Annotated in this window: 21 protein-coding genes and 1 pseudogene; 13 read left to right on the top strand and 9 right to left on the bottom strand. The window is 65.7% G+C overall.

The window, feature by feature from the left end; all coding sequences use genetic code 11:
• The first annotated feature begins 23 nt into the window (after positions 1–23).
• The 7 genes from narH (at position 24) to glp (ending at position 7,318) form a co-directional block, all read left to right on the top strand.
• Positions 24–1,562 carry a nitrate reductase subunit beta gene (gene narH / locus RT21_RS18820; protein ID WP_046163933.1) on the top strand — a complete coding sequence of 513 codons (1,539 nt, stop codon included), beginning with the start codon at positions 24–26 and terminating at the stop codon, positions 1,560–1,562.
• Positions 1,563–1,565: 3 nt separating this feature from the next.
• On the top strand, positions 1,566–2,321 hold the full coding sequence (narJ, locus tag RT21_RS18815; RefSeq protein ID WP_041014930.1) for a nitrate reductase molybdenum cofactor assembly chaperone: 756 nt from the start codon (positions 1,566–1,568) through the stop codon (positions 2,319–2,321).
• Entirely contained in the window at positions 2,314–3,111 is a 798-nt protein-coding gene (gene narI, locus RT21_RS18810) for a respiratory nitrate reductase subunit gamma (protein ID WP_046163932.1), read from the top strand. The genes narJ and narI overlap by 8 nt, the downstream gene beginning before the upstream one ends.
• Before the next feature lie 82 nt (positions 3,112–3,193).
• The gene (locus tag RT21_RS18805; protein ID WP_046163931.1) at positions 3,194–4,150 is read left to right on the top strand and encodes a peptidylprolyl isomerase; all 957 of its coding nucleotides are present in this window, start codon (positions 3,194–3,196) and stop codon (positions 4,148–4,150) included.
• 172 nt (positions 4,151–4,322) lie between these two features.
• On the top strand, positions 4,323–5,312 hold the full coding sequence (gene moaA / locus RT21_RS18800) for a GTP 3',8-cyclase MoaA (RefSeq protein WP_046163930.1): 990 nt from the start codon (positions 4,323–4,325) through the stop codon (positions 5,310–5,312).
• A gap of 231 nt (positions 5,313–5,543) precedes the next feature.
• Positions 5,544–6,089: a molybdenum cofactor biosynthesis protein B gene (gene moaB / locus RT21_RS18795; protein WP_014821507.1), complete on the top strand. Its 546-nt coding sequence runs from the start codon at positions 5,544–5,546 to the stop codon at positions 6,087–6,089.
• Positions 6,086–7,318: a molybdopterin molybdotransferase MoeA gene (gene glp, locus RT21_RS18790; RefSeq protein WP_046163929.1), complete on the top strand. Its 1,233-nt coding sequence runs from the start codon at positions 6,086–6,088 to the stop codon at positions 7,316–7,318. The genes moaB and glp overlap by 4 nt, the downstream gene beginning before the upstream one ends.
• Positions 7,319–7,373: 55 nt before the next feature.
• Here the strand turns inward: glp and RT21_RS18785 are convergent, their stop codons facing one another.
• From RT21_RS18785 to RT21_RS18755, 8 genes and pseudogenes are all read right to left on the bottom strand, one after another.
• The gene (locus RT21_RS18785; RefSeq protein ID WP_046163928.1) at positions 7,374–7,925 is read right to left on the bottom strand and encodes a cytochrome b; all 552 of its coding nucleotides are present in this window, start codon (positions 7,923–7,925) and stop codon (positions 7,374–7,376) included.
• A gap of 202 nt (positions 7,926–8,127) precedes the next feature.
• Complete coding sequence (locus RT21_RS18780) at positions 8,128–9,540, bottom strand: ATP-binding protein (RefSeq protein ID WP_046163927.1); 1,413 nt, start codon at positions 9,538–9,540, stop codon at positions 8,128–8,130.
• The gene (locus RT21_RS18775; protein ID WP_046163972.1) at positions 9,534–10,193 is read right to left on the bottom strand and encodes a response regulator; all 660 of its coding nucleotides are present in this window, start codon (positions 10,191–10,193) and stop codon (positions 9,534–9,536) included. The genes RT21_RS18780 and RT21_RS18775 overlap by 7 nt, the downstream gene beginning before the upstream one ends.
• Positions 10,194–10,255: 62 nt before the next feature.
• Positions 10,256–10,906, bottom strand: coding sequence for a tetratricopeptide repeat protein (locus RT21_RS18770; protein WP_046163926.1), 651 nt, complete (start codon positions 10,904–10,906; stop codon positions 10,256–10,258).
• On the bottom strand, positions 10,903–11,736 hold the full coding sequence (locus tag RT21_RS18765) for an SDR family oxidoreductase (protein ID WP_046163925.1): 834 nt from the start codon (positions 11,734–11,736) through the stop codon (positions 10,903–10,905). The genes RT21_RS18770 and RT21_RS18765 overlap by 4 nt, the downstream gene beginning before the upstream one ends.
• Positions 11,723–12,394, bottom strand: coding sequence for an iron-containing redox enzyme family protein (locus RT21_RS23930; protein WP_200598896.1), 672 nt, complete (start codon positions 12,392–12,394; stop codon positions 11,723–11,725). Before RT21_RS23930 ends, RT21_RS18765 begins: the two co-directional genes overlap by 14 nt.
• A 27-nt stretch (positions 12,395–12,421) precedes the next feature.
• Positions 12,422–13,858 (bottom strand): annotated as a pseudogene (locus RT21_RS18760) (AMP-binding protein); the annotation flags it as partial.
• Positions 13,842–14,531 carry a thermostable hemolysin gene (locus tag RT21_RS18755; protein ID WP_046163923.1) on the bottom strand — a complete coding sequence of 230 codons (690 nt, stop codon included), beginning with the start codon at positions 14,529–14,531 and terminating at the stop codon, positions 13,842–13,844. The gene RT21_RS18755 and the pseudogene RT21_RS18760, both read right to left, overlap by 17 nt.
• 191 nt (positions 14,532–14,722) lie before the next feature.
• Here RT21_RS18755 and RT21_RS18750 point away from each other — a divergent pair, with 191 nt between their 5' ends.
• From RT21_RS18750 to RT21_RS18725, 6 genes are all read left to right on the top strand, one after another.
• Positions 14,723–15,406: a response regulator transcription factor gene (locus RT21_RS18750; RefSeq protein ID WP_003302056.1), complete on the top strand. Its 684-nt coding sequence runs from the start codon at positions 14,723–14,725 to the stop codon at positions 15,404–15,406.
• Positions 15,396–16,673 (top strand): sensor histidine kinase, encoded by a 1,278-nt coding sequence (locus RT21_RS18745; protein ID WP_046163922.1) that lies wholly within the window; start codon positions 15,396–15,398, stop codon positions 16,671–16,673. Before RT21_RS18750 ends, RT21_RS18745 begins: the two co-directional genes overlap by 11 nt.
• A gap of 81 nt (positions 16,674–16,754) precedes the next feature.
• Complete coding sequence (locus RT21_RS18740; RefSeq protein ID WP_041014918.1) at positions 16,755–17,432, top strand: class I SAM-dependent methyltransferase; 678 nt, start codon at positions 16,755–16,757, stop codon at positions 17,430–17,432.
• Positions 17,433–17,434: 2 nt separating this feature from the next.
• The gene (locus RT21_RS18735) at positions 17,435–18,154 is read left to right on the top strand and encodes a lipopolysaccharide kinase InaA family protein (RefSeq protein ID WP_046163921.1); all 720 of its coding nucleotides are present in this window, start codon (positions 17,435–17,437) and stop codon (positions 18,152–18,154) included.
• Positions 18,144–18,572 (top strand): diacylglycerol kinase, encoded by a 429-nt coding sequence (locus RT21_RS18730; protein WP_082082186.1) that lies wholly within the window; start codon positions 18,144–18,146, stop codon positions 18,570–18,572. Before RT21_RS18735 ends, RT21_RS18730 begins: the two co-directional genes overlap by 11 nt.
• Before the next feature lie 10 nt (positions 18,573–18,582).
• Positions 18,583–20,748 carry an LTA synthase family protein gene (locus tag RT21_RS18725; RefSeq protein WP_046163920.1) on the top strand — a complete coding sequence of 722 codons (2,166 nt, stop codon included), beginning with the start codon at positions 18,583–18,585 and terminating at the stop codon, positions 20,746–20,748.
• Positions 20,749–20,811: 63 nt separating this feature from the next.
• Here the strand turns inward: RT21_RS18725 and RT21_RS18720 are convergent, their stop codons facing one another.
• Positions 20,812–21,273 carry a periplasmic heavy metal sensor gene (locus tag RT21_RS18720; protein ID WP_031298365.1) on the bottom strand — a complete coding sequence of 154 codons (462 nt, stop codon included), beginning with the start codon at positions 21,271–21,273 and terminating at the stop codon, positions 20,812–20,814.
• Positions 21,274–21,292 lie beyond the last annotated feature (19 nt).

Genomic DNA, 21,292 nt, shown 5'->3' with positions numbered 1-21,292 from the left:
GCGCCGGTTGTGGAGGTTGCACAATGAAAATTCGTTCACAAGTGGGCATGGTCCTGAACCTGGACAAGTGCATCGGCTGCCACACCTGCTCGATCACCTGCAAGAACGTCTGGACCAGCCGTGAAGGCATGGAGTACGCCTGGTTCAACAACGTCGAGACCAAGCCTGGCATCGGCTACCCGAAAGAGTGGGAGAACCAGGACAAGTGGAAGGGCGGCTGGGTGCGTAATGGCGACGGCACCATCAATCCGCGCATCGGTGGCAAGTTCCGCGTACTGGCGAACATCTTCGCCAACCCTGACCTGCCGACCATCGACGACTACTACGAGCCGTTCGACTTCGACTACCAGAACCTGCACACCGCGCCGATCTCCGAGCACCAGCCGGTGGCACGTCCGCGCTCGCTGATCTCCGGTCAGCGCATGGAGAAGATCGAGTGGGGCCCGAACTGGGAGGAAATTCTCGGTACCGAGTTCGCCAAGCGTCGCAAGGACAAGAACTTCGACAAGATCCAGGCGGACATCTACGGGCAGTACGAAAACACCTTCATGATGTACCTGCCGCGCCTGTGCGAGCACTGCCTGAACCCGACCTGCGCCGCGTCCTGCCCGAGCGGTGCGATCTACAAGCGCGAGGAGGACGGCATCGTCCTCATCGACCAGGAGAAGTGCCGCGGCTGGCGCATGTGCATCAGCGGCTGCCCGTACAAGAAGATCTACTTCAACTGGAAGAGCGGCAAATCCGAGAAGTGCATCTTCTGCTTCCCGCGCATCGAGGCCGGCATGCCGACCGTGTGTGCCGAAACCTGCGTAGGCCGCATCCGCTACCTCGGCGTGCTGCTGTACGACGCCGACCGCATCCATGAAGTGGCCAGCACGGTCAACGAGCAGGACCTGTACGCCAAGCAACTGGAGATATTCCTCGATCCGTTCGATCCGAAGGTCATCGAGCAGGCGCTCAACGACGGCGTACCGATGTCGGTGATCGAAGCCGCGCAGAAGTCGCCGGTGTACAAGATGGCGGTGGACTGGAAGCTGGCTCTGCCGCTGCACCCGGAATACCGCACGCTGCCGATGGTGTGGTACGTGCCGCCGCTGTCGCCAATTCAGAACGCTGCGGCGGCTGGCCACGTCAGCATGGACGGCGTGCTGCCGGACGTCGACAGCCTGCGCATCCCGCTGCGCTACCTGGCCAACCTGCTCACCGCAGGTGACGAGGAGCCGGTCAAACTGGCGCTCAAGCGCATGCTTGCCATGCGTGCCTACAAGCGCGCCGAGCAGGTCGACGGCGTGCAGGACTTGGAGGTGCTGGAGAGCGTCGGGCTGTCGGTGGCCCAGGTCGAGGACATGTACCGCTACCTGGCCATCGCCAACTACGAAGACCGCTACGTGATCCCGACCGCGCATCGTGAGGAGGCCATGGGCGATGCCTTCGCCGAGCGTTCCGGTTGCGGCTTCAGCTTTGGCAGCGGTTGCTCGGGCGCCTCGGACACCAACATGTTCGGTGCCAAGAAGGCCAACCGCCGCGACATCATCAAGACCGTCCAGCTGTGGGAGGACTGAGCCATGCGCATCCTTAAAGTGATTTCCCTGCTGCTGGACTATCCCGACCAGCATCTGCGCGACGGCCATGCCGAACTGGCTCAGGCCATCGGCGCGGCGCGCGAGATCAGCCCGGAGCAGCGCATCGCGCTGCGCCGCCTGCTCGATGAGCTGACCGAAGACGACCTGATGGACGTGCAGGAGCGTTACACCGACCTGTTCGACCGCGGTCGTTCACTGTCGCTGCTCCTGTTCGAGCACGTGCATGGCGAATCCCGCGACCGCGGCCAGGCCATGGTCGACCTGATGGCGCAGTACACCGAGGCCGGTTTCGACATCGGTGTACGCGAGCTGCCGGACTACATTCCGCTGTACCTCGAGTACCTCGCCACCCGCGATGACCTCGAGGCCCGCGAGGGGCTGGCCGACGTGTCGCACCTGCTGGCCCTGCTGGCGGCGCGTCTGCAGGAGCGCGAAAGCCCGCATGCGGCGTGCTTCCGTGCGCTGCTGCAGATCGCCGGCGAGCCGGTGCAGGAAACCCTGGCCGGCCTGCAGGAGCAGGTCGCCGCCGAGGAACGCGACGACTCGCTGGAAGCGCTGGACAAGATCTGGGAGGAGGAACAGGTCAATTTCCTCCAGGCCGAGCAGCAGGATCGCTGCCCATCCATGCCGAGCGGGCCGGGCAAGGCTCGCGAGGAAAGCCCGGTGCCGCTGCACTGGACCGATTTCAAGCATGACGGGCAGGCCGCCGCGCTCGCCCAGGAGGTGCGCAATGTCTAACTTCAATTTCCTTCTGTTCGGGGTCTACCCCTACATCGCCCTGGCCATCTGCCTGATCGGCAGCTGGGCGCGCTTCGACCTGTCGCAGTACAGCTGGAAGGCCGGCTCGAGCCAGATGCTGTCAAACAACCGCATGCGCCTGGCGAGCAACCTGTTCCACGTCGGCATCATCTTCATCCTGGCCGGACATTTCGTCGGCTTGCTGATGCCCGAGGCGCTGTATCACTCGTTCATCAGCAGTGGCCAGAAGCAGATCGTGGCGATGGTGTCCGGCGGCTTTTTCGGCATCCTCTGCCTGATCGGGCTGGTGATGCTGATCCACCGCCGGATGACCGACGCCCGCGTGCGTGCCACCTCCAACACCAGCGACATCATGATCCTCTTCGTGCTGCTGGCGCAGCTGGTGCTGGGGCTGCTGACCATCATCGCCTCCACCGGCCACCTGGACGGTTCGGTGATGGTGCTGCTGGGCACCTGGGCGCAGAGCCTGGTGACCCTGCAGCCGGTCAAGGCCGCAGGCGCCATCGAAACGGTCGGCATCATCTACAAGCTGCACGTGTTTCTCGGCGTGACCCTGTTCGTGCTGTTCCCCTTCACCCGTCTGGTGCACATCGTCAGCGCACCGGTGTGGTACCTGGGGCGGCGCTACCAGATTGTCCGCCAGAAGGGCGTCAAACCGACCATTCCGCGCCCGCAACGCCCGCGTACCTATGAGGCACCCGCCCGCGAAACATCCGCGCCGACGGCTGTGCCCGGTTACGCCACGGCTAAGAACAAGACGCCGGCGTGATGGCTCGGCGGCTGGCGTCTCTGCGTCAGCCGTCCTGGCTGGATCGACCAAACGTTCAAATGGCTTTATCGAGGTGATCATCATGGGTTGTGGATGTGGTGGAAGCACAGGCGGAGGCGGCTGCGGTGGCGGCGCGCGTCCGGAGATCGAAGTGCCGGTCGAGGCCCCGCTGTTCGAGGAGCTGGCGCACGAAGTTCATACCCATACTGCCGCTGAGCAGGCGTCCGGCGAACCCTCGCTGATCGCCAGCAGTGAACAGGAATGGCCTCGGGTGCACGTCAATGGCGTGGCGATCGCCTCGCAGGCCATTGCCCAGGAACTGCAATATCACCCGGCCGAAAGCCACGATGAGGCCGTCTACCTGGCGACCCAGGCGCTGGTGCTGCGTGAGCTGTTGCAGCAGCGCATCGGCGAGCTGGGGCTGATGGTGCGAGCCGAGGCCGGCGAGAGCGAGGAGGAGGCGGCCACCCGCACCCTGATCGAGCAGGAAGTGCCGCTGCCGCTGGCCGATGAGGCGGCCTGCCGGCAGTACTACAACGGCAACCAGCAGCGCTTCTTCAGCGCACCCTTGCTGGCCGCGCGGCATATTCTGCTGGCCTCCCCGGCGGACGATGCCGAAGCCCGCAGCCTGGCTCGGGAACAGGCCTTGGCGTTGATCGCGCAGCTGCAGGCCGACCCGCAACGCTTCGCCGAACTGGCACTGCTGCATTCGGCTTGCCCGTCGAAGGGGCAGGGCGGTGCACTGGGACAGATCAGCAAGGGCCAGACGGTGCCGGAATTCGAGCGTCAGCTGTTCCGTCTGCCGGTCGGCCTCTGCCAGCAGCCGCTGGAGAGCCGTTACGGCTATCACCTGGTGGCCGTCGACCAGCGCATCGAAGGCGAGCAGCTGCCTTACGAGGTAGTCGCCGGCTCGATCCGCGCCGAGCTCAACCAGCGCGTCTGGCAGATCGGCGTCAGCCAGTACCTGCAGAACCTGGTGGGTGCGGCGCACATCGATGGCATCCATATGCAGGGCGCGGACACGCCACTGATGCAATAACGGAGACTTAGCTCAACGTAGGGTGGATGACGCTTCACCCATCCACCTTTGCGGGCTGGGGGTGGATGGAAGCGGCGGCACTCGCACCACCCCACCGGGTCGCGCCACCGGACGGGGGCTCTGGTGGATGAAATGAGTTCATCCACCCTACGAAGGTTCAGAGGTGTTATCGATGACTCAATTACGCGATGCCCACAACCGCCAGATCGACTACCTGCGCATGTCGGTGACCGACCGCTGTGATTTTCGCTGCGTCTACTGCATGGCTGAGGACATGACCTTCCTGCCGCGCCAGCAGGTGCTCGGCCTGGAGGAGCTGGAACGCATCGCGCGGATATTCGTCGGTCTGGGGGTAAAAAAGATTCGTCTCACTGGCGGCGAACCGCTGGTGCGCCAGGGCATCGTCGGCCTCAGCGAGCGCATCGCTGCACTACCCGGCCTGCGCGAACTGGTGATGACCACCAATGGCTCGCAGCTGGTCAAGCTTGCAGCACCGCTGGCGCGCGCCGGGGTCAAGCGGCTGAACATCAGCCTGGATAGCCTGGATGCCGCCAAATTCCACGCCATCACCCGCACCGGTCAGCTGCAGCAGGTGCTCGACGGCATCGAGGCGGCGCGCGAGGCCGGCTTCGAGCGGATCAAGCTCAACGCGGTCGTGATGAAGGGCCGCAACGCCGAGGAAGTCGCCGACCTGGTGGATTTCGCCATCGCCAGCGGGCTGGACCTGAGCTTCATCGAGGAAATGCCGCTGGGTGACGTAGGTCGTTCGCGCGGCGAGAGCTTCTGCTCCAGCGACGAGGTGAAGGCGCTGATCGCCGAGCGGCACACGCTGATCGATTCGGCCGAGCAGAGCGGCGGCCCGGCGCGTTACGTGCGCCTGCCGGACCATCCGCAGACGCGCATCGGCTTCATCTCGCCGCATTCGCACAACTTCTGCGCCACCTGCAACCGCGTGCGGCTGACGGTGGAAGGGCGCCTGCTGCTGTGTCTGGGGCACGAGAACGCCATCGACCTGCGTGCCTTGCTGCGTCGCCACCCGATCAGCGATCAGCCGGCGATCGATGCGATTCACGCCGCGTTGCAGCGCAAGCCGTTGCGTCACGAATTCTCCAGTGGCGGTGAGGTCCAGGTATTGCGCTTCATGAACGCCAGCGGTGGTTGAGCCAATGCCCCATGGGCTACGAGTCGACCGCTTAATTCGCTACCATCGGCCGGTATTGCCGGCTTGACTCACATGCCAGGTGCCACAGTCGGGCCTTGTCGCAGAAACCGCTCGTGCCATCGCCTGCAACGCTCACGGCACCACTCAGCGCGCACATACCTCCAAAGGGTAATGGGTTCGCATACGGCACGGGTGCAGCCTGTGCACACATCTTCAAAGGAGTTTCGAGCCATGGCTCATCTGTCCAACACCGAATTCCAGCCCCTGAGCATCGCGGTGCTTACGGTGAGCGACACCCGCAACATTGATTCCGATACCTCCGGCCAGGCGCTGATCGATGGGCTGCAGAGCGCCGGCCATACCTTGGCCGAGCGGGCCATCGTCAAGGACGACATCTGGCAGATCCGCGCCCGCGTCTGCAGCTGGATCGCCAGCGAGAACGTGCAGGTGGTGCTGATCACTGGCGGCACCGGTTTCACCGCCCGCGACAACACTCCGCAGGCGGTGCAGCCACTGCTAGACAAAGACGTGGACGGCTTCGGCGAGCTGTTCCGCTACGTTTCACTGGGTGAGATCGGCACCTCCACCGTGCAGTCCCGCGCGCTGGCCGGCATGAGCAACGGCACGCTGGTTTGCTGTCTGCCCGGTTCGACCAATGCGTGCCGCACCGCCTGGAACAAGATCCTCGTCGAGCAGCTGGACAGCCGTACCAAGCCCTGCAATTTCGTGCCGCACCTCAAGGCTAGCGCGGTCGAATACTGCGGGCCACGCTCATGAGCGCCTGTGGCTGCGACACCAGTGGCCTGAAGCCGGTCGATGAGGCCATTGCCGAACTGCTGGCGCGGGTGCCCGCGCTGCCGCCGGTCGAACATGTGGCGCTGCCCGATGCCCTTGGTCGGGTGCTGGCCGAGTCCCTCGATGCACCCTTCCCAGTGCCGGCCTGGGACAACAGCGCGATGGACGGCTACGCCCTGCGTGCCGCTGACCTACCTGCCGAAGGCGGCTGGCTGCCGCTGGCCGGGCGCATTGCCGCCGGTGATGCGGCCGACCAGCAACTGCCTGCCGGCCACGCTGTGCGCATCTTCACCGGCGCGCCGCTGCCACCGGGCGCCGATACCGTGGTGGCGCAGGAGGATTGCCAGATCGAGGCCGATCGCGTGCATTTCCCCGGGGTGACTCCGGGTGCCCATGTGCGTCGGCAGGGCGAAGAAGTGAAGGCCGGTGAGGCCGTGCTGCAGGCCGGCAAGCGCTTGCGACCGCAGGAAATTGGATTGCTGGCAAGCTTCGGCGTCGCCCGCGTGGCGGTCTATCGTCGTTTGCGTATCGGTCTGCTCTCCAGCGGTAACGAACTGCGTGAGCCCGGCGAGCCGCTGGCGCCGGGACAGATCTACAACTCCAACCGTTACTGCCTGCTCAGCGTACTGCGCAGCCTCGGGATGGAAGTGCACGACTACGAAATCCTGGTCGACGAGCTGGCTGCCAGCCGTGACGCCCTGGCGCTGGCCGCTTCCGAATGGGACATGCTGATCACCTCCGGCGGCGTATCGGTCGGCGAGGAGGATCACCTCAAACAGGCCATTCGCGAACTGGGCGAGTTGCACATGTGGCGTCTGGCGATCCAGCCCGGCAAGCCGTTGGCCTTTGGCGAGGTCAATGGCAAACCGTGGATCGGCCTGCCCGGCAATCCAGCTGCGGCGCTGATCACCTCGCTGGTGGTGGCGCGGCCGTTCCTGCTCAGTGCCCAGGGCTGCACCGATGTGCTGCCCAAACCGTTGCGGCTGACCGCCGGCTTCGCCTGGCGCAAACCGAACAACCGCCGCCAATACCTGCGTGCGCGGCTGGAGCACGTCGATGGCGAGATGCGTGTGTGCCTGCACCCGCGGCAGGGCTCGGCGATGCTGACCTCGGCCAGCTGGGCGGAAGGCCTGGCTATCGTCGAGCGCAACCGCACGCTGGAAGAAGGGGAGACGGTGGAGTACCTGCCGTTCAGCGAGTTGCTCGGCTGACAAACAAAAACGCCCGGTCGATGACGAGTCGCCCGGGCGTTTTCATGTCTGCGCGTTAGGCCTGGTGGCGCTGCGGCAGCATCCGTCGAAGGACGTCGTCGCGGCGAACGTAGTGGTGAAACAGGGCTGCTGCGGCATGCAGACCGATCAGCCAGTAACCGAGCACGGCCACGGTTTCGTGAACTTCCTTGATATCACCGGCTAAGGCCTTGTCCGGGCCCAGCAGAGCGGGTAATTCAAGACCGAAGAACGGAATGGGTTTGCCAGCGGCGCTCAAGGTCAGCCAGCCCAACAGCGGAAGGCCGATCATCAGCGCGTAGAGCGCCAAGTGCGCCAGCTTGGCCAACCGTTGCTCCCAGGCTGCGCTGGCAATGGCGAGCGGCGCCGGGCGCAGCCATCGAGCCAGCAAACGCAGCCAGACCAGCATGAACACCGACAGGCCGAGCATGAAATGCCACTGCTTGAGCAGCTCTCGCGGCTCGCTGCCCTTGGCGAAATTACCCTTCAGCTCGATCGTTGCGTAGACCGCTGCAATCAGCAGCACCATCAGCCAGTGCAAGCCAATGGACAGCCGTCCGTAGCGGATCGGCATCAGTTTATCGTTCATTTCACCTACTCCTCGTGTGGATACTTGCCGCCGAGTCTAGGCCTCGAAACTTAAGCGAAGCTTATCTGGGCAAGCGTCGCGACGATTCGACGCGGTGTTGTTGCCCGGCATGCCTCAAGGCAGCGCAGCGACGGCTGATACGGGGCGCGACGATCAGATACCGGTGCTGCGCGAAGGGGATGGCGTAGGATTGGGGGCAGGCTCAGGTACGGGGAATACGCACAATCGCGCGTAATCCACCCAGTGCCGAATCGAGCAATTCAACAGTCGCACCGTGCAGCTCGGCGATGCGCGCCACAATCGACAGGCCGAGCCCAGCACCCTGACCGTCGCCGAGGCGAACGAAGCGCTCGAACAGTTGCTCACGCAGCTCGGGCGCAATACCGGGCCCGCTGTCCGCAACCTCAATGATCAACTTATCCGGGGTGCTGCGCAGCTGTACCTCGATCCGCCCGCCGCTGGGGGTGTAGGTCAGCGCGTTACCGACCAGGTTCTGCAACAGCGTGGCCAGGCTTGCGGCATCGCCGGTCAGTGAGTAGTCACCGTGCTCATCGATTTCCAGCGTGAGTTCCTGATCGCGGGCGATGGCCAGTGGCGTCAGCTCGGCGAGGGTGTCGCGTGTCAGCCGACGCATGTCCAGCGGTGCCAGGCGCAGTTGCTGGGCGCTGGGTTCCAGTCGCGCGAGGGTCAGCAGCTGAGTGACTACGCGTGTCGTACGGTCGACCCCGGCGAGGAGCTGCCTGAGGGCTTCGTCACGGTCTGCCTCGCTGCCGGCCTGTTGTGCGTTCTGGGCGTGAATGCGCAGCACTGCCAGGGGCGTGCGCAATTCATGAGCCGCATCGGCGATGAAGCGTTTTTCCCGATCGACCAGTTGATTGACCTGTTGCAGCAGGCGATTGAGCGAGGCGGCCACCGGCTCCAACTCCTGCGGCAGCGGTGCCAGCAGCAGCGGCGCGAGGTTGTCCGGATCGCGATTCTTCAGCAGCTGTGCCATGTGCGCCAGCGGGCGCAAGCCCCAGCCCACCGCCAGCCAGATCAGCAGCGCCAGCAGAGGCAGACCGATCAGGTCTGGCAGCAGGCTGCGTCGGGCGATCTTGCCGACCAGCTCGCCGCGTACATCGTCGCGCTCGCTGACCAGAATCCAGAGTTCGTCCTCGGGATCGTGCAACAGGAACAGGCGCCAGGCATGGCCGTCGAGCTGCACGTCGTGATAACCGCCACTCAGGGCGCTGAAGGGCGACGCCGAGGCTGCCTTGGCCAATTCCTGCAAGGCGCCGTTCGGCGCACCGGCGGACTGCAGCACGCTGCTGCCATCCGCGGCGTAGACCTGAAAGCCGAGTTTGGTTTCGTAATCGTGCCCGGGCACCCCCTGATTCCGCCGCGCGTTCACCGCGGCGTCCAAGGCGCTCTGCAGCGCGTGGCGGGCTGATGGCTCCATTTCGCGCATCACCAGCCCCTGCACCAGCCGCGCGCTCTGCGCCAGCTGGGCGTCGAACAGCTCTTCGATCTCGTGGCGAGCGTCGCGATAACTGCGCCAGGAGATCAGGCTCAGCGACAGCAGCAGGATGCCGAGCACCAGCACTAGGGTGCGGTTGCGGATAGAGCGCCTCAGCATTTGTCCACCAAATAGCCGACCCCGCGCACGGTGCGGATCAGCTCGGGGAAGAATTTTTTGCGCAGGTGATGGATATGCACCTCCAGCGCGTTGCTCTCGACCTCCTCGTCCCAGCCGTAGAGCACCTGCTGCAGCCGATCGCGGGTCAGCACCCGACCGGGCTGGGCGATCAGCTCGTGGAGCAGGACGAATTCCTTGCGCGGCAGGTTGATCGGCGCGCCCTGGTAGCTGACCTGCTGGTTCACCGGGTCGAGCAGAATGCCGCGATACTCCAGGGTCGGCTCCGGGCGATTGAAGCTGCGCCGAAGCAGGGCGCGCAGGCGAGCCTTGAGTTCGGCGACATCGAAGGGTTTGACCAGGTAATCGTCGGCGCCGGCGTCCAGCCCGGCAATGCGATCACTGGTGGCATCGCGCGCGGTCAGTACCAACACCGGCACGGGGTTGGCGCTGGCGCGCAGCCGCTTGAGTACTTCCAGACCGTCCATACGCGGCAGACCGAGGTCGAGGATCGCCAGCTCGAAGCTCTCGTGACTCAGCGCATGCAGCGCGCTAGCGCCGTCCTGCAGCCAGTCCACTGTATAACCCTCCGGCTTCAGCGCAGTGCGGATGCCCTCGCCAAGAGCACGATCGTCTTCCACCAGCAGAATGCGCATGTCGTTTCTGTCGTCCTGAAGGGTTTGTGGCATTGCTTTGCATTCAACGCCGTCGCGCGCGGTTATTCCAGTTTTTCCTTGACCTGCGCGAGCAGCGCGCGGGCTTCGTCGCGGCGACCGGCATCGGCGACTTCACGACCCGCGCGGTCGGGCGCGGCGAGGGCCTTTTCCAGCGCCGCGCGCGCTTCCGCGTAGCGCTTCTGACGCAGCAGGAAATCACCGTGGAAGTAGTTCGGGTCGATGCCGTTCGGGTTCAGCGCCAGCGCCTGCTTGAACAGCGCCTCGGCCTTGTCCTCGTCACCGAAGCCGATCGGCCAGCCGGGCACCTGGTAGTAGAGACTCGCGAGGCTGGTGTAGGCCGAGCCATCCAGCGCCTGCGGATCAAGTTCGATGGCTTTCTCCAGTTCGGCCTTGGCCTGCTTGACCAGGCTCAGCGCACCGAGCCCGCCCTTGGCGCCGGCCCAGGTGCTGAGCACGATGCCGTGCCAGATATGCAGCTCGGCGGCCTGGGGTTCGCCGGCCACCGCGCTTTCCGCCTCTGAGGCAAGCCGGGCGAAGGCCGCTTCGCGCTGTGCCGCGGGCAGCTGGTAGTTGATCTCCGCCCAGCGCGTCTGGATCTGGCGCAGCGAGGATTCGCTGGCCGGGCTGAGGGCGAAGGAAGGCTGGCAGGCCAGCGCCAGCACAAGGGTGAACAGGCCGAGCAGATGCTTCATGGGTGATCTCCGGTCGAAGTGGATTGGGAGGGCGGCAGCGGTTGTTCAGCACGGGCGAAGCGCTTGATCACCGGCAGCTGCTTGCGCAGCGCCTGATCGACCAGACGCGGCAAGAGGCCGTTAAGGCGCACGAAGAGCTTTTCCGGCCAGCCGAGGTACATCTCTTCACGCTCGGTGGCGATGGCGTGGACGATCTGCCGTGCGACTTGTTGCGGATCGTCCATCTCCACCTTCAGCTCGTTGTTCATCGCCACCACATCGTCGCTGTTCATTGTCGTACGGGTGGCGCGGGGCGCGATGTAGAGCACCTTGACGTGACTGTCGGCCAGCTCGCGGCGCAACGCCTCGGAAAAGCCGCGCAGGGCGAACTTGCTGGCGCAATAAGCGGCGAAACCCGGGTAGCCGATGGAGCCGAAGGTCGAGCCGAGGTTGACCAAGAGCGCCTGCGGTTGCTGGCGCAGCAGTGGCAGCAGCAGGTGGGTCAGCTGCAGCGTGGCGGTGACGTTGACGCCGATCAGGCGGGCGATGGCGTCCTCGTCCTGCTGTTCGAGCAGGCTGAACTGGTTGATTCCGGCGGCATTGATCACGCAGTTGAGGCCGCCGAAACGCCGCGCGGCATCGAGCACCGTGTACCGGCCGCTGCGCTGGGTGAGGTCCGCGCAGACCAGGCTGACCTGCCCTGGATAGCGGCGCGCCAGCGCTTCCAGGGCAAGACTGTCGCGTCCCACCAACAACAGCCGTGCGCCGTTCGCGCAGAGCCGCTCGACCAGCACCTGGCCGATGCCGCCGCTGGCGCCAGTGAGCAGGATGCGCGCGTCACGCAGTTGCATGGCTGTGCTCCGGCGCGCTCAGGCTGCGGAAGATATCGCCGTAGAGTCGGTAGACCACGCGAGCGGTGTGCACCACGGCGGCCTTGTCGTCCTCGTCGTCGAGGCGGTTCATCAGCTTCTTGAAGAACTCGATGTGCTCCATGTCCAGGCTGCCGTGGGAGGTCAGGTAGCTGAATGCCTTGGCCGGCAGCTGCAGCTTGTCCTGCAGCACGCCAGCGGCCTGGGTCGCCAGGGCGATGCTGGTACCTTCGAGTACGTTGACCATGCCGAAGAAGCTCGCCGGGTTGTGCCGCGCGATGCGGTCGTAGACGTAAGCGACCATCAGTTCGGTGGGCAGTGCCGGCTGGCCGTGGCGCACCGCCTCGGCATCGCCGCCACAGGCGCGGATGTCATTGAGGATCCACTCCTGATGGCCGATCTCTTCCTCGATGTACTCGGCGATGGCCTCGCGCAGCCATTCCAGCCGTTCCGGCAGGCGCGCACCGCATGCCATCAACAGCGGCACGGTGTGCTTGACGTGGTGGTAGGCCTGGGTGAGAAAGGCGATGTACTGCGCGCGGGTCGCGGTGCCGGCTAGCGCGGCGTGGATGATCGGCGCGCCGAGCAGGTACTCGCGCTCGCTGTTGGTCTGGTGTTGTAGTTGGTCGAAAAATTCCATGCTGCGTACCTCGAAGTCAGGAAAAAGTAGGGCGTTAATGGCCGGTTGGTAGTGGCTGAACAGGACGTCGCGGCGCAGGCGGCCATTGGCGGTGGCCAGGCCGTTGTCGGGGCGAAAGGCTTGGGCGGCGCGCAGCCAGTGGTGTACGCGGGCGTAGTCCGGCAGGCCGGCATTGACCCGCTCGACCGCCGCCTGCAGCTCGGCATCGCTCAGCTCGGGGCGGCGAGGTACGAGCACGGCGACGTTCTGCGCCAGCGCCTCCCCATGCAGCCAGGCCTGGGCGATGGACGCCTGCTGTACCAGTTCGGCCTCCACCCACTCGGGATTGACGTTGCGTCCGTACGCGGTAACGAACTGATGCTTCTTGCGCCCGTGCAGGATCAGGAAGCCATCCTCGAAATGGCCTAGGTCGCCGGTGGCCAGCCACTCGCCGGTCAGCGGCGGTTCGCCGAGGTAACCGAGCATGTGCGGGCCGCGCACCAGTACCTCGCCATCGTCGGCCAAGCGCAGCTCGACGTGTGGCAGCGGCCGGCCGACCGTGCCGATGCGCCGCGCCTCGGGTGTGTTCAGGCAGACCACCGAGGCGCATTCGGACAAGCCGTAGCCCTCGAACACCGGCAGCCCGAGGCGCTCGGCGCGCTCCAGCAGTTGCGGCGCCACGCGACCGCCACCCACAGCGACAAAGCGCAGCGAATCCGGCAGCGGTACGCCTTGTTCAGCGGCGCTGACCAGCGCCAGCAGCAGCTGAGGCAACAGGATCAGGCTGTGCGGCTGGCTGGCCTGCAGCGTGGCCAGCAAACGTTGCAGCTCGAAGCCCGCCGCGCCGCTGAAGCCGATCTCGGCCAGCGGCCGCAGCTCGACCCGCGAACCCGCCAGCAGCGGCGCATAGAGCCCGGCGATGTTTTCCAGCAGAGTCGCTAGCGGCAGTACGCACAGGTGCTGCTGCACATCGCACGGCAGGCTGGCCTGCCGCAGGCTCTCGGCCACCGCCAGCTGTGCTTCGGCGTTCAGGCAGACGCCCTTGGGCTGGCCGGTGGTGCCGGAGGTATAGGTGATCTTCAGGGTGCCGTCGGGCACCGGCGTGACGGTACCCGGCTGGCGCAGTAGCAGGTCGCCGGCGGTCGGACGAAAGCCGCAGCGCTCGCTGAGCGGGCTGACTGCGCCGATCAGGCAGTCGATGCCGGCATGGTTCAGCACATGCTCCTGCTGCGCCGGGGAAAAGAATCCCGGCAGCGGCACGCAGACCAGACCGGCGCGCAGCAGGGCCAGATCCCACAGCGCCCACTCCAGACCGTTGTCCAGCGCCAAGGCGACGCGCTGCACGCCGAGCCGTTGCAGCTGGGCGGCACGCGCGGCTACCTCGTGGCGCAATTCGGCATAGCTCAGCTGACGCGGCCCTTCGCTCAGCGCGATGCCGGCGTGCTGGTCGAGCGTCGTCCAGAAGCGTTCAGCTGCAGGCTGCATGGGGCACCTCCGTGGCATCGAATAACGGCCGGTAGCCGAGTCGCGCATAGAGGCCGAGTTGCAGCAGGCGCTGGTGGCCGGGCAGGATCTCGCCGGCCATCAGCTGCGGGCGGCTGGCGTAGTAGCTTCCCCAGTCGGCCAGCTCATCGCCCATGCGCGCCGGATCGGCCAGGCCGAGTGGCAGCGGATCGAGCGCGAGGCGCTGAAAGCTGTTGAGCAAGGCTGGCGTGCCGGTGAACACCACCCAGCGAAAACCCTGGGCGACCAGCAGGTCGGTCAGTGCGACGATCAGCAGGCGCGCCGAGGCGTTGCCGAACGCAGCCAGGTTGCCGACCTCGACGATCTCCTCGCGCGGCACCGTACGCCCATGGCGCAGGCTCACGGCCTGCTCGATGGGTTCGTCCAGATAACGCTCGAGAAACAGCGGCCGACGCTGGGCGCTGCGCAGACCGACCGCGCCCTGCACCTCGCCGTTCTGGTCATGCAGGCCCAGCAGGCAGGGCATGAAGTGCCGCACCCGTGCCTGATAGTGCTCGGCGAATCGTTGGTGGATGAAGCGTTCCAGTGCTGCGCGCCGCTCGCCTGCATCGGCCTGCGCCAGTTGCAGGGTCAGCGCCGGCTCACGGCCGATACACGCCAGTACGTCAGTTTGATCAACCCAGGGCAGTTCCATCGGGGAACCTCGGTTAGAAGCCTGGGGCGATTGTTGGGCGGCAAACTTAAGGCAGCCTTAAGCCGCACGGCGCTAAATGCGGGGCTGGCGAGGCGACGTTTTTTTCACATCGTCTCGGCTATGTTCTGCGCCGCGCGCAGGCGTAATAAGCAGCGTCTGCCGTTCCAAAACTTCTAGCGAGTACCCCAGCGATGCGCATCCTGGTCATCGAAGACAACCGTGACATTCTCGCCAACGTGCTGGATTACCTCGAGCTCAAGGGCTACGTGGTCGACTGCGCGCAGGACGGCCTCAGCGGCCTGCACCTGGCCGCCACGCAGGACTACGACCTGATCGTGCTGGACCTGATGCTGCCGGGCATCGACGGACTGCAGGTGTGCAAGCGCCTGCGTGACGATGCCGGGCGTGATACGCCGATCATCATGCTCACCGCCCGCGATGCCCTGCCTGACCGCATCAAGGGGCTGCAGGCCGGTGCCGACGACTATCTGATCAAGCCCTTCGCGCTGTCCGAGCTGGTTGCCCGTATCGAGGCGATCCTGCGTCGCTGCCAGGGATCGCGTCGCCGGCAGCTGCAGGTGGCCGATCTCTGCTACGACCTGGACACCCTGGAAGCCAGTCGTGGTGGCCAGCCGATTCGCCTCAACCCTATCGGCCACAAGCTGCTGGCGATCCTCATGCAGCGCAGCCCGGCGGTGGTGCGCCGCGAAGCGCTGGAAGATGCCGTCTGGGGTGATCACGTGCCGGACAGCGATGCGTTGCGCAGCCATATCCACCAGTTGCGCCAGGTGCTCGACAAGCCGTTCGCCAAGCCGTTGCTGCATACCGTGCACGGCCTTGGCTTCCGCCTGGCGGAGGACTGCGATGCTCGCTAAGCAGCCGCTGGCGCGGCGGATCGTCATCGCCTTCACGCTGATGACGCTGGTGGTGAGCGGTGCGTTCGCCCTCGGCATCGTCGGCGTCGTGCACTTCATCGAGGAGCAGCTGGTCACCGAGGAGCTGAGTCGCCACCTGGACATCGTGCTCAACGAGGACCTGCCAAAGGGACGGACACCGCAGCTGGACACCAGCACCCACTTCTTCGCCTCGCATCTGCCCGAGCACCCGATGCCAAAGGCGTTTGCCGGGCTCGGTGAGGGGTTCACCGAGCTGGTTCGCGGTGACGATGCCTACTACGTCTATGTGCGCAATGTCGGCGCTGACCGCTACGTGCTGGTGCAGGAGCAGCACGAGTTCGAGGCCCGTGAAGATGCGCTGTTCAACGTCGTGCTGGCCGGCTTTCTGCTCAGCGTGCTCGGCGCCTGGGCGCTGGGGCGGCTGATGGCCAACCGGGTGTTGGCGCCGGTCAGTCGCCTGGCCAACCAGGTGCGCCACCGCGACCAGCTGCATCCGCTGGCGCCGCCGCTGGCCCTGCAGTATCCCGATGACGAGGTCGGCCATCTGGCCGCGGCGTTCGACAGCACCCTCGGCCAGCTGCGCCAGACCCTGGAGCGCGAGCGGCTATTCACCGCCGATGTCAGCCATGAACTGCGCACCCCGTTGATGGTGGTGCTCGGCGCCTGCGAGCTCCTCGAGCAGCAGGCCGAGCTGTCGCCAGCTGCGCAGCGACCGCTGGCGCGCATCCAGCGCGCCGCGCGGGAAATGCACGAGCTGGTGGAAACCTTCCTGATGCTGGCGCGGGCGCGTCCGCAACAGACGTCCTTGGCCGGCGACGCCAGCTTGCGGAGCGTGGCGACCGAGCAGAGCGAGCGCTGGGCACCGTTGCTGGCGGAGAAGGGCCTGGCCTTCGAGCTGCTGGAGCAGGGCGAGGACCGCGGCGTCTACAACCACACCTTGCTCGGCACGGTGATGTCCAACCTGCTGCGCAACGCATTGCATTACACCGACTGCGGCACGGTGCGGCTGGTCCTCGACGAAGGTGGCTTTCGCGTCGAGGACAGCGGCGTGGGCATTCCCCTGGCGGAGCAGGAGCGCATGTTTCAGCCGTTCGTGCGGGGTGCCGAGGGGCGCGGCGAAGGGCTGGGGCTGGGGTTGTCGCTGGTCAAGCGGATCTGCGCGCACCAGGGCTGGCAGGTAGGTGTGGTGCCGCGGCAACCGCAGGGCAGCTGTTTTCAGGTGCGCTTTCATGACGGCGCGGTTTGACGTTTTTTTCACATCCCGTTGACGTGCCCTTGATGTCTGCCTGGTTAGTTTGGCGTTCCGTTTCCAACCGGAATGCCCGCCATGACCACATCGAGCCCTATCGAACTGGAGTTCTCGCGCAAGTACGACCGCCAGCACGCCTACGAATACCTGCACAAGCATCAGGATGGCCCGGCCCGGCGGCTGTCGCACTGGCGTGACGAGCAGATGGCGCGCCGCGCACTGAAGATCGCCGGCGATCCTGATCTGGTGCTGGACCTGCCGTGCGGCGCCGGGCGCTTCTGGCCGCTGCTGGCCGAGCACCCAAGCCGGATGATCTTTGCCGCCGACAACTCCGCCGACATGCTGGCGATCGCCGAATCGGCGCATTCGCTGGAAGTGCTCAAGCGGGTCGAGACCTTTCAGACCTCCGCCTTCGCCATCGACATGGGTGACAACGCGGTAGACAACATCTTCTGCATGCGCCTACTGCACCACATCGCCGACCCGGAGCACCGGCTGGCGATGCTGCGTGAGTTCCACCGCGTCACCCGTGACACGCTGATCGTCTCGCTGTGGGTCGATGGCAACTACAAGGCCTGGAAGCGCAAGCGCCTGGAGCGTCGCCGGCCGGCAAAGGACAACCAGAACCGCTTCGTCGTCGCGCGCTCGGTGATCGAGACGGAATTCGCCGAGGCCGGCTTCGACATCCTCGACCGCAATGACTTCCTCCCGGGCTACGCCATGTGGCGGGTCTACGTGCTGCGCAAGCGGGGTTGAACATGAGCCGACCACTCGTACTGCCGGCCCGCGAAGCGCGTACCAGCACCTTCCAGCGCTGGTGGAACACCCAGGGCGAATGGGTCGAGGAACCTAACCAGCGCCGCGCCGGCGAAAGCGGTGTGCAACGGATACGGCTGCGCGATCCGCAGCAGCCGCTGCTGTACTGCAAACGGCAGATTGGCCACCTGTATCGCTCGCTGCTGCATCCGTTCGGCCGGCCCACGGTGCTGCGCGAATTGCGGGCGCTGCAGGCCTTCGCCCGGCTCGGCGTGCGGGTGCCGGAACTGGTCTACTGCGGCACGCGGCAACAGGCCGGCCAGTGGCAGGCACTGCTGGTGACGGCGGAGCTGGAAGGCTTCGTCAGCCTGGAGGACTGGTACGCCGAGGGCATGGCCGAGTATTACGGTCACGCGGTGCAGAAGCGCATGCTCGACGCCGTCGGCATTACTCTCGGTCGCATCCACCAGGCGCGCTGGCAGCACGGCTGCTGCTATCCCAAGCACATCTTCCTCAAGGTTCACGGCGAAGGTGACGCGACCGGGGTCGAGGTCGCCCTGCTCGATCTGGAAAAGAGCCGCCGCCGGCTACGTCGTAGCGCCGCGGCACGGCATGACCTGCGCCAGCTCAAGCGTCATCGCCAGGCCATGCCGGAACAGGACTGGCAACGATTGCTGGCTGCCCACCGCACCTTTAGCGAGTTGCACTGCGATGTCATCTGAGCCGACTTGCGTGGTTGCCGAGGCCGTGACCCGTGTTGGCGTGCCGGCCGACGGTGCGGCGCTGAAGGGGCGCAGCGGGCTGGCGCGCATCTGGTACGCATCCGGCTATTCGGTTGCAGGCCTCAAGGCTGCCTATCGGGGCGAGGCAGCGTTTCGCCAGTTGGTGCTGCTGAACCTGCTGCTGATTCCGCTGGCCTTCCTGCTCGACGTCAGCCGCGTCGAACGCGCCGTGCTAATTGCCGTGGTGTTTCTCGGCCTGATCGTCGAACTGCTCAACTCGGCCATCGAAGCGACGGTCGACCGCATCTCTTTCGAACTGCATCCGCTCGCCAAACAGGCCAAGGACATGGGCAGCGCCGCGCAATTGCTGGCGCTGTGCCTGATCGGTCTGGTCTGGGCGGTGATTCTCATCCCCTGAAGGACGTACCATGCTTTCCTCTTTGCGACGCTCTGCTCGAGAGCGCCCGGCGTCCGGCTTCAATGGCCTGGCCGCCCACCTGCGCTTCACGTTCGCCTGTGCGCTGGCCCTGCTGGCGCTGTTCGCGCTGTTGCGGCTGGGCTTGCTGCTGTTCAACCGCGAGCTGATCGGCAGTACACCGCTGGCCAGCTTCGTCGAGGCGTTCGGCAACGGCCTGCGCTTCGACCTGCGGCTGACGGTGTACATCCTGCTGCCACTGCTGCTCGGGGTGCTGAGCATGCGAGTGATGGCCGCCCGGGGCCTGCTGCGGCTGTGGTTGAGTGTGTGTGCCAGCCTGACGATCCTGCTCGGGCTGATCGAGCTGAACTTCTATCGCGAGTTTCACCAGCGCCTCAATAGCCTGGTGTTCCAGTACCTGCAGGAAGACCCGGCCACCGTGCTGAGCATGCTCTGGCATGGCTTCCCGGTACTGCAACTGCTGGCGAGCTGGGGTGTGGCGAGCGCGGCGATGTACGCCCTGTTCGGCTGGCTGGAGCGGCTGACCCGTGGCGCGCCGGCTGTGCGCGAGACCGCCGCGCGCCGCCGCGGCTCGGCCTGGTATACCCGCGCGGCGGTATTCGGCGTGCTGATACTGGTCTGCGTGGTGGCTGCCCGAGGCACGCTGCGCCAGGGACCGCCGCTGCGTTGGGGCGATGCCTTTACCACCGAGTCGATGTTCGCCAATCACCTCGGCCTGAACGCGACACTGTCGCTGTATGACGCGGCGAAGAACCGCTTTTCCAGCCACCGCGACAACAGCTGGAAGGCGACGCTGCCGGCCGAGCAAGCGCAGGCGATCACCCGCGAGCTGCTACTGACCGGCAACGATCAACTGGTGGATGCCGAACTGGCGCCGGTACGCCGTGATTTCCGTCCGCCGGCGGACGGGCAGCTGCCGGTGCGCAACGTGGTGGTGATCCTGATGGAGAGCTTCGCCGGGCGTTTTGTCGGCGCGCTGGGCAGCGGGGAAGGCATCACGCCGAACTTCGATCGCCTCGCCGAAGAGGGCCTGCTGTTCAGCCGCTTCTTCGCCAATGGCACCCATACCCATCAGGGCATGTTTGCCAGCATGGCCTGCTTCCCCAACCTGCCGGGCTTCGAGTACCTGATGCAGACGCCGGAGGGTGGCAACCGCTTCTCCGGCCTGCCGCAACTGCTCAGCGCGCGGGCGTTCAACGACCTCTACGTCTACAACGGTGATTTCGCCTGGGACAACCAGTCCGGTTTCTTCAGCAATCAGGGCATGACGCGCTTCATCGGCCGCGGCGACTACGTCGACCCGGTGGTGGCCGATCCGACCTGGGGCGTTTCCGATCAGGACATGTTCACCCGCGCTGCCGAGGAGCTGGCGCAGCTGGACCGCAGCAAGCCGTTCTATGCGCTGTTGCAGACGCTGTCCAATCACACGCCCTATGCGCTGCCGGAGCAGTTGCCGGTCGCTCCGGTAAAGGGGCATGGCAATCTGGATCAGCACCTGACCGCGATGCGCTATTCAGACTGGGCGCTGGGGCAATTCTTCGACAGCGTGCGTGGCGAGCCCTGGTTCGAGCAGACGCTGTTCGTGGTGGTCGGCGATCACGGCTTCGGGGTGCCGGAGGAGGTCACCGAGATGGATCTGTTCCGCTTCAACGTGCCGCTGCTGTTAATTGCGCCGGGCATTACCGAGCGTTTCGGCAGCCGTCGCGATGTGGTGGGTACCCAGGTCGACGTAGTGCCGACCATCATGGGCCGGCTTGGCGGCGAGGTACGGCACCAGTGTTGGGGCCGCGACCTGCTCAGCCTGGCGGCGAACGACCCCGGTTTCGGCATCATCAAGCCGTCGGGCAGCGATCAGACGGTGGCGATGATTCGCGGTGACCGCGTCCTGGTGCAGCCCAAGGAGCAAACGGCGCGCCTGTATCGCTACCGCCTGGGTGCCAACCCGCAGGGCGAACGACTCGCGCCGGATGCCGAGGCGACGCAGTTGCAGCGCCAGCTGGAGGCCTACCTGCAAACCGCGACCGCCAGCTTGCTGGCCAACCGCAGCGGTGATCGCGAGCGTGAGGCTGCGCCGGGCGGCGTGCCGCTGGCCAGTGCGGTCATACCCGCAGAGCCGTCCAAGACGCCGAGCCAGGTGCGTAAGGCGAGCGAAGGCTGAGATTCAGCGCGTCGGTGGCGAACGTCGCGGCCGAGAGGTTCGCGGCGTTCGGCTGTATGACGGCTACTGATCGTGCAGCGAGGCCAATTCGGTCGACGCGTTCTGGCGGGCGAGGAAGCTCACCAGCTTCTGCCGCTGACGGGCGTCGAGCAGCTCGCGTTCGTTCAGCAGCTGCTCGATCTGCAGCTGTTGGCGAGCATCGCGCAGTTCACCGAGCTTTGCCTGCTCGCTGGCGATCTGCGCGGGGTCGACCCGCTCGCCGAGCAGCGCCTGTAGCAACTTGCTGCGCTGGGCATCGAGGTCACTGTCGAGGGCACGCAGCCGGGCCAGATAGGGCGCCTGGCCGTCATGCCAGCGCCCGAGCTGGTTGGCGCTCAGCTCCAGCTGGTGCGAAAGTTCGGTTGGTGCGCCGGACGGCATGGGCAGCCCGTCGGTTTGCAGTTTCTGCCAGGCGAGCGCGCCCAGCACGCCACAGTTGACCAGTAGCGACAGCGCCAGGGCTCCGCGCAGAGTGGAAGTCGTCATCATGGATTACCTCAGTGGG

It is taken from the genome of Pseudomonas sp. 10B238, assembly GCF_000970615.1.
Lineage (GTDB): Bacteria > Pseudomonadota > Gammaproteobacteria > Pseudomonadales > Pseudomonadaceae > Stutzerimonas.
Note: the sequence above shows the minus strand (reverse complement) of the source record. Positions and strands in the feature narration are given on the sequence as shown.

Excerpts from the sequence above, each read along its gene's own strand:
- RT21_RS23930 (WP_200598896.1), bottom strand. The coding sequence starts at position 12,394 with ATGGAATTTTTCGACCAACTACAACACCAGACCAACAGCGAGCGCGAG.
- RT21_RS18745 (WP_046163922.1), top strand. The coding sequence starts at position 15,396 with ATGCTCGCTAAGCAGCCGCTGGCGCGGCGGATCGTCATCGCCTTCACG.
- moaB (WP_014821507.1), top strand. The coding sequence starts at position 5,544 with ATGGCTCATCTGTCCAACACCGAATTCCAGCCCCTGAGCATCGCGGTG.
- RT21_RS18755 (WP_046163923.1), bottom strand. The coding sequence starts at position 14,531 with ATGGAACTGCCCTGGGTTGATCAAACTGACGTACTGGCGTGTATCGGC.
- RT21_RS18750 (WP_003302056.1), top strand. The coding sequence starts at position 14,723 with ATGCGCATCCTGGTCATCGAAGACAACCGTGACATTCTCGCCAACGTG.
- RT21_RS18730 (WP_082082186.1), top strand. The coding sequence starts at position 18,144 with ATGTCATCTGAGCCGACTTGCGTGGTTGCCGAGGCCGTGACCCGTGTT.
- RT21_RS18780 (WP_046163927.1), bottom strand. The coding sequence starts at position 9,540 with ATGCTGAGGCGCTCTATCCGCAACCGCACCCTAGTGCTGGTGCTCGGC.
- RT21_RS18775 (WP_046163972.1), bottom strand. The coding sequence starts at position 10,193 with ATGCGCATTCTGCTGGTGGAAGACGATCGTGCTCTTGGCGAGGGCATC.
- RT21_RS18770 (WP_046163926.1), bottom strand. The coding sequence starts at position 10,906 with ATGAAGCATCTGCTCGGCCTGTTCACCCTTGTGCTGGCGCTGGCCTGC.
- narJ (WP_041014930.1), top strand. The coding sequence starts at position 1,566 with ATGCGCATCCTTAAAGTGATTTCCCTGCTGCTGGACTATCCCGACCAG.
- RT21_RS18720 (WP_031298365.1), bottom strand. The coding sequence starts at position 21,273 with ATGACGACTTCCACTCTGCGCGGAGCCCTGGCGCTGTCGCTACTGGTC.
- RT21_RS18735 (WP_046163921.1), top strand. The coding sequence starts at position 17,435 with ATGAGCCGACCACTCGTACTGCCGGCCCGCGAAGCGCGTACCAGCACC.
- RT21_RS18805 (WP_046163931.1), top strand. The coding sequence starts at position 3,194 with ATGGGTTGTGGATGTGGTGGAAGCACAGGCGGAGGCGGCTGCGGTGGC.
- moaA (WP_046163930.1), top strand. The coding sequence starts at position 4,323 with ATGACTCAATTACGCGATGCCCACAACCGCCAGATCGACTACCTGCGC.
- RT21_RS18785 (WP_046163928.1), bottom strand. The coding sequence starts at position 7,925 with ATGAACGATAAACTGATGCCGATCCGCTACGGACGGCTGTCCATTGGC.
- RT21_RS18725 (WP_046163920.1), top strand. The coding sequence starts at position 18,583 with ATGCTTTCCTCTTTGCGACGCTCTGCTCGAGAGCGCCCGGCGTCCGGC.
- narH (WP_046163933.1), top strand. The coding sequence starts at position 24 with ATGAAAATTCGTTCACAAGTGGGCATGGTCCTGAACCTGGACAAGTGC.
- RT21_RS18765 (WP_046163925.1), bottom strand. The coding sequence starts at position 11,736 with ATGCAACTGCGTGACGCGCGCATCCTGCTCACTGGCGCCAGCGGCGGC.
- RT21_RS18740 (WP_041014918.1), top strand. The coding sequence starts at position 16,755 with ATGACCACATCGAGCCCTATCGAACTGGAGTTCTCGCGCAAGTACGAC.
- glp (WP_046163929.1), top strand. The coding sequence starts at position 6,086 with ATGAGCGCCTGTGGCTGCGACACCAGTGGCCTGAAGCCGGTCGATGAG.
- narI (WP_046163932.1), top strand. The coding sequence starts at position 2,314 with ATGTCTAACTTCAATTTCCTTCTGTTCGGGGTCTACCCCTACATCGCC.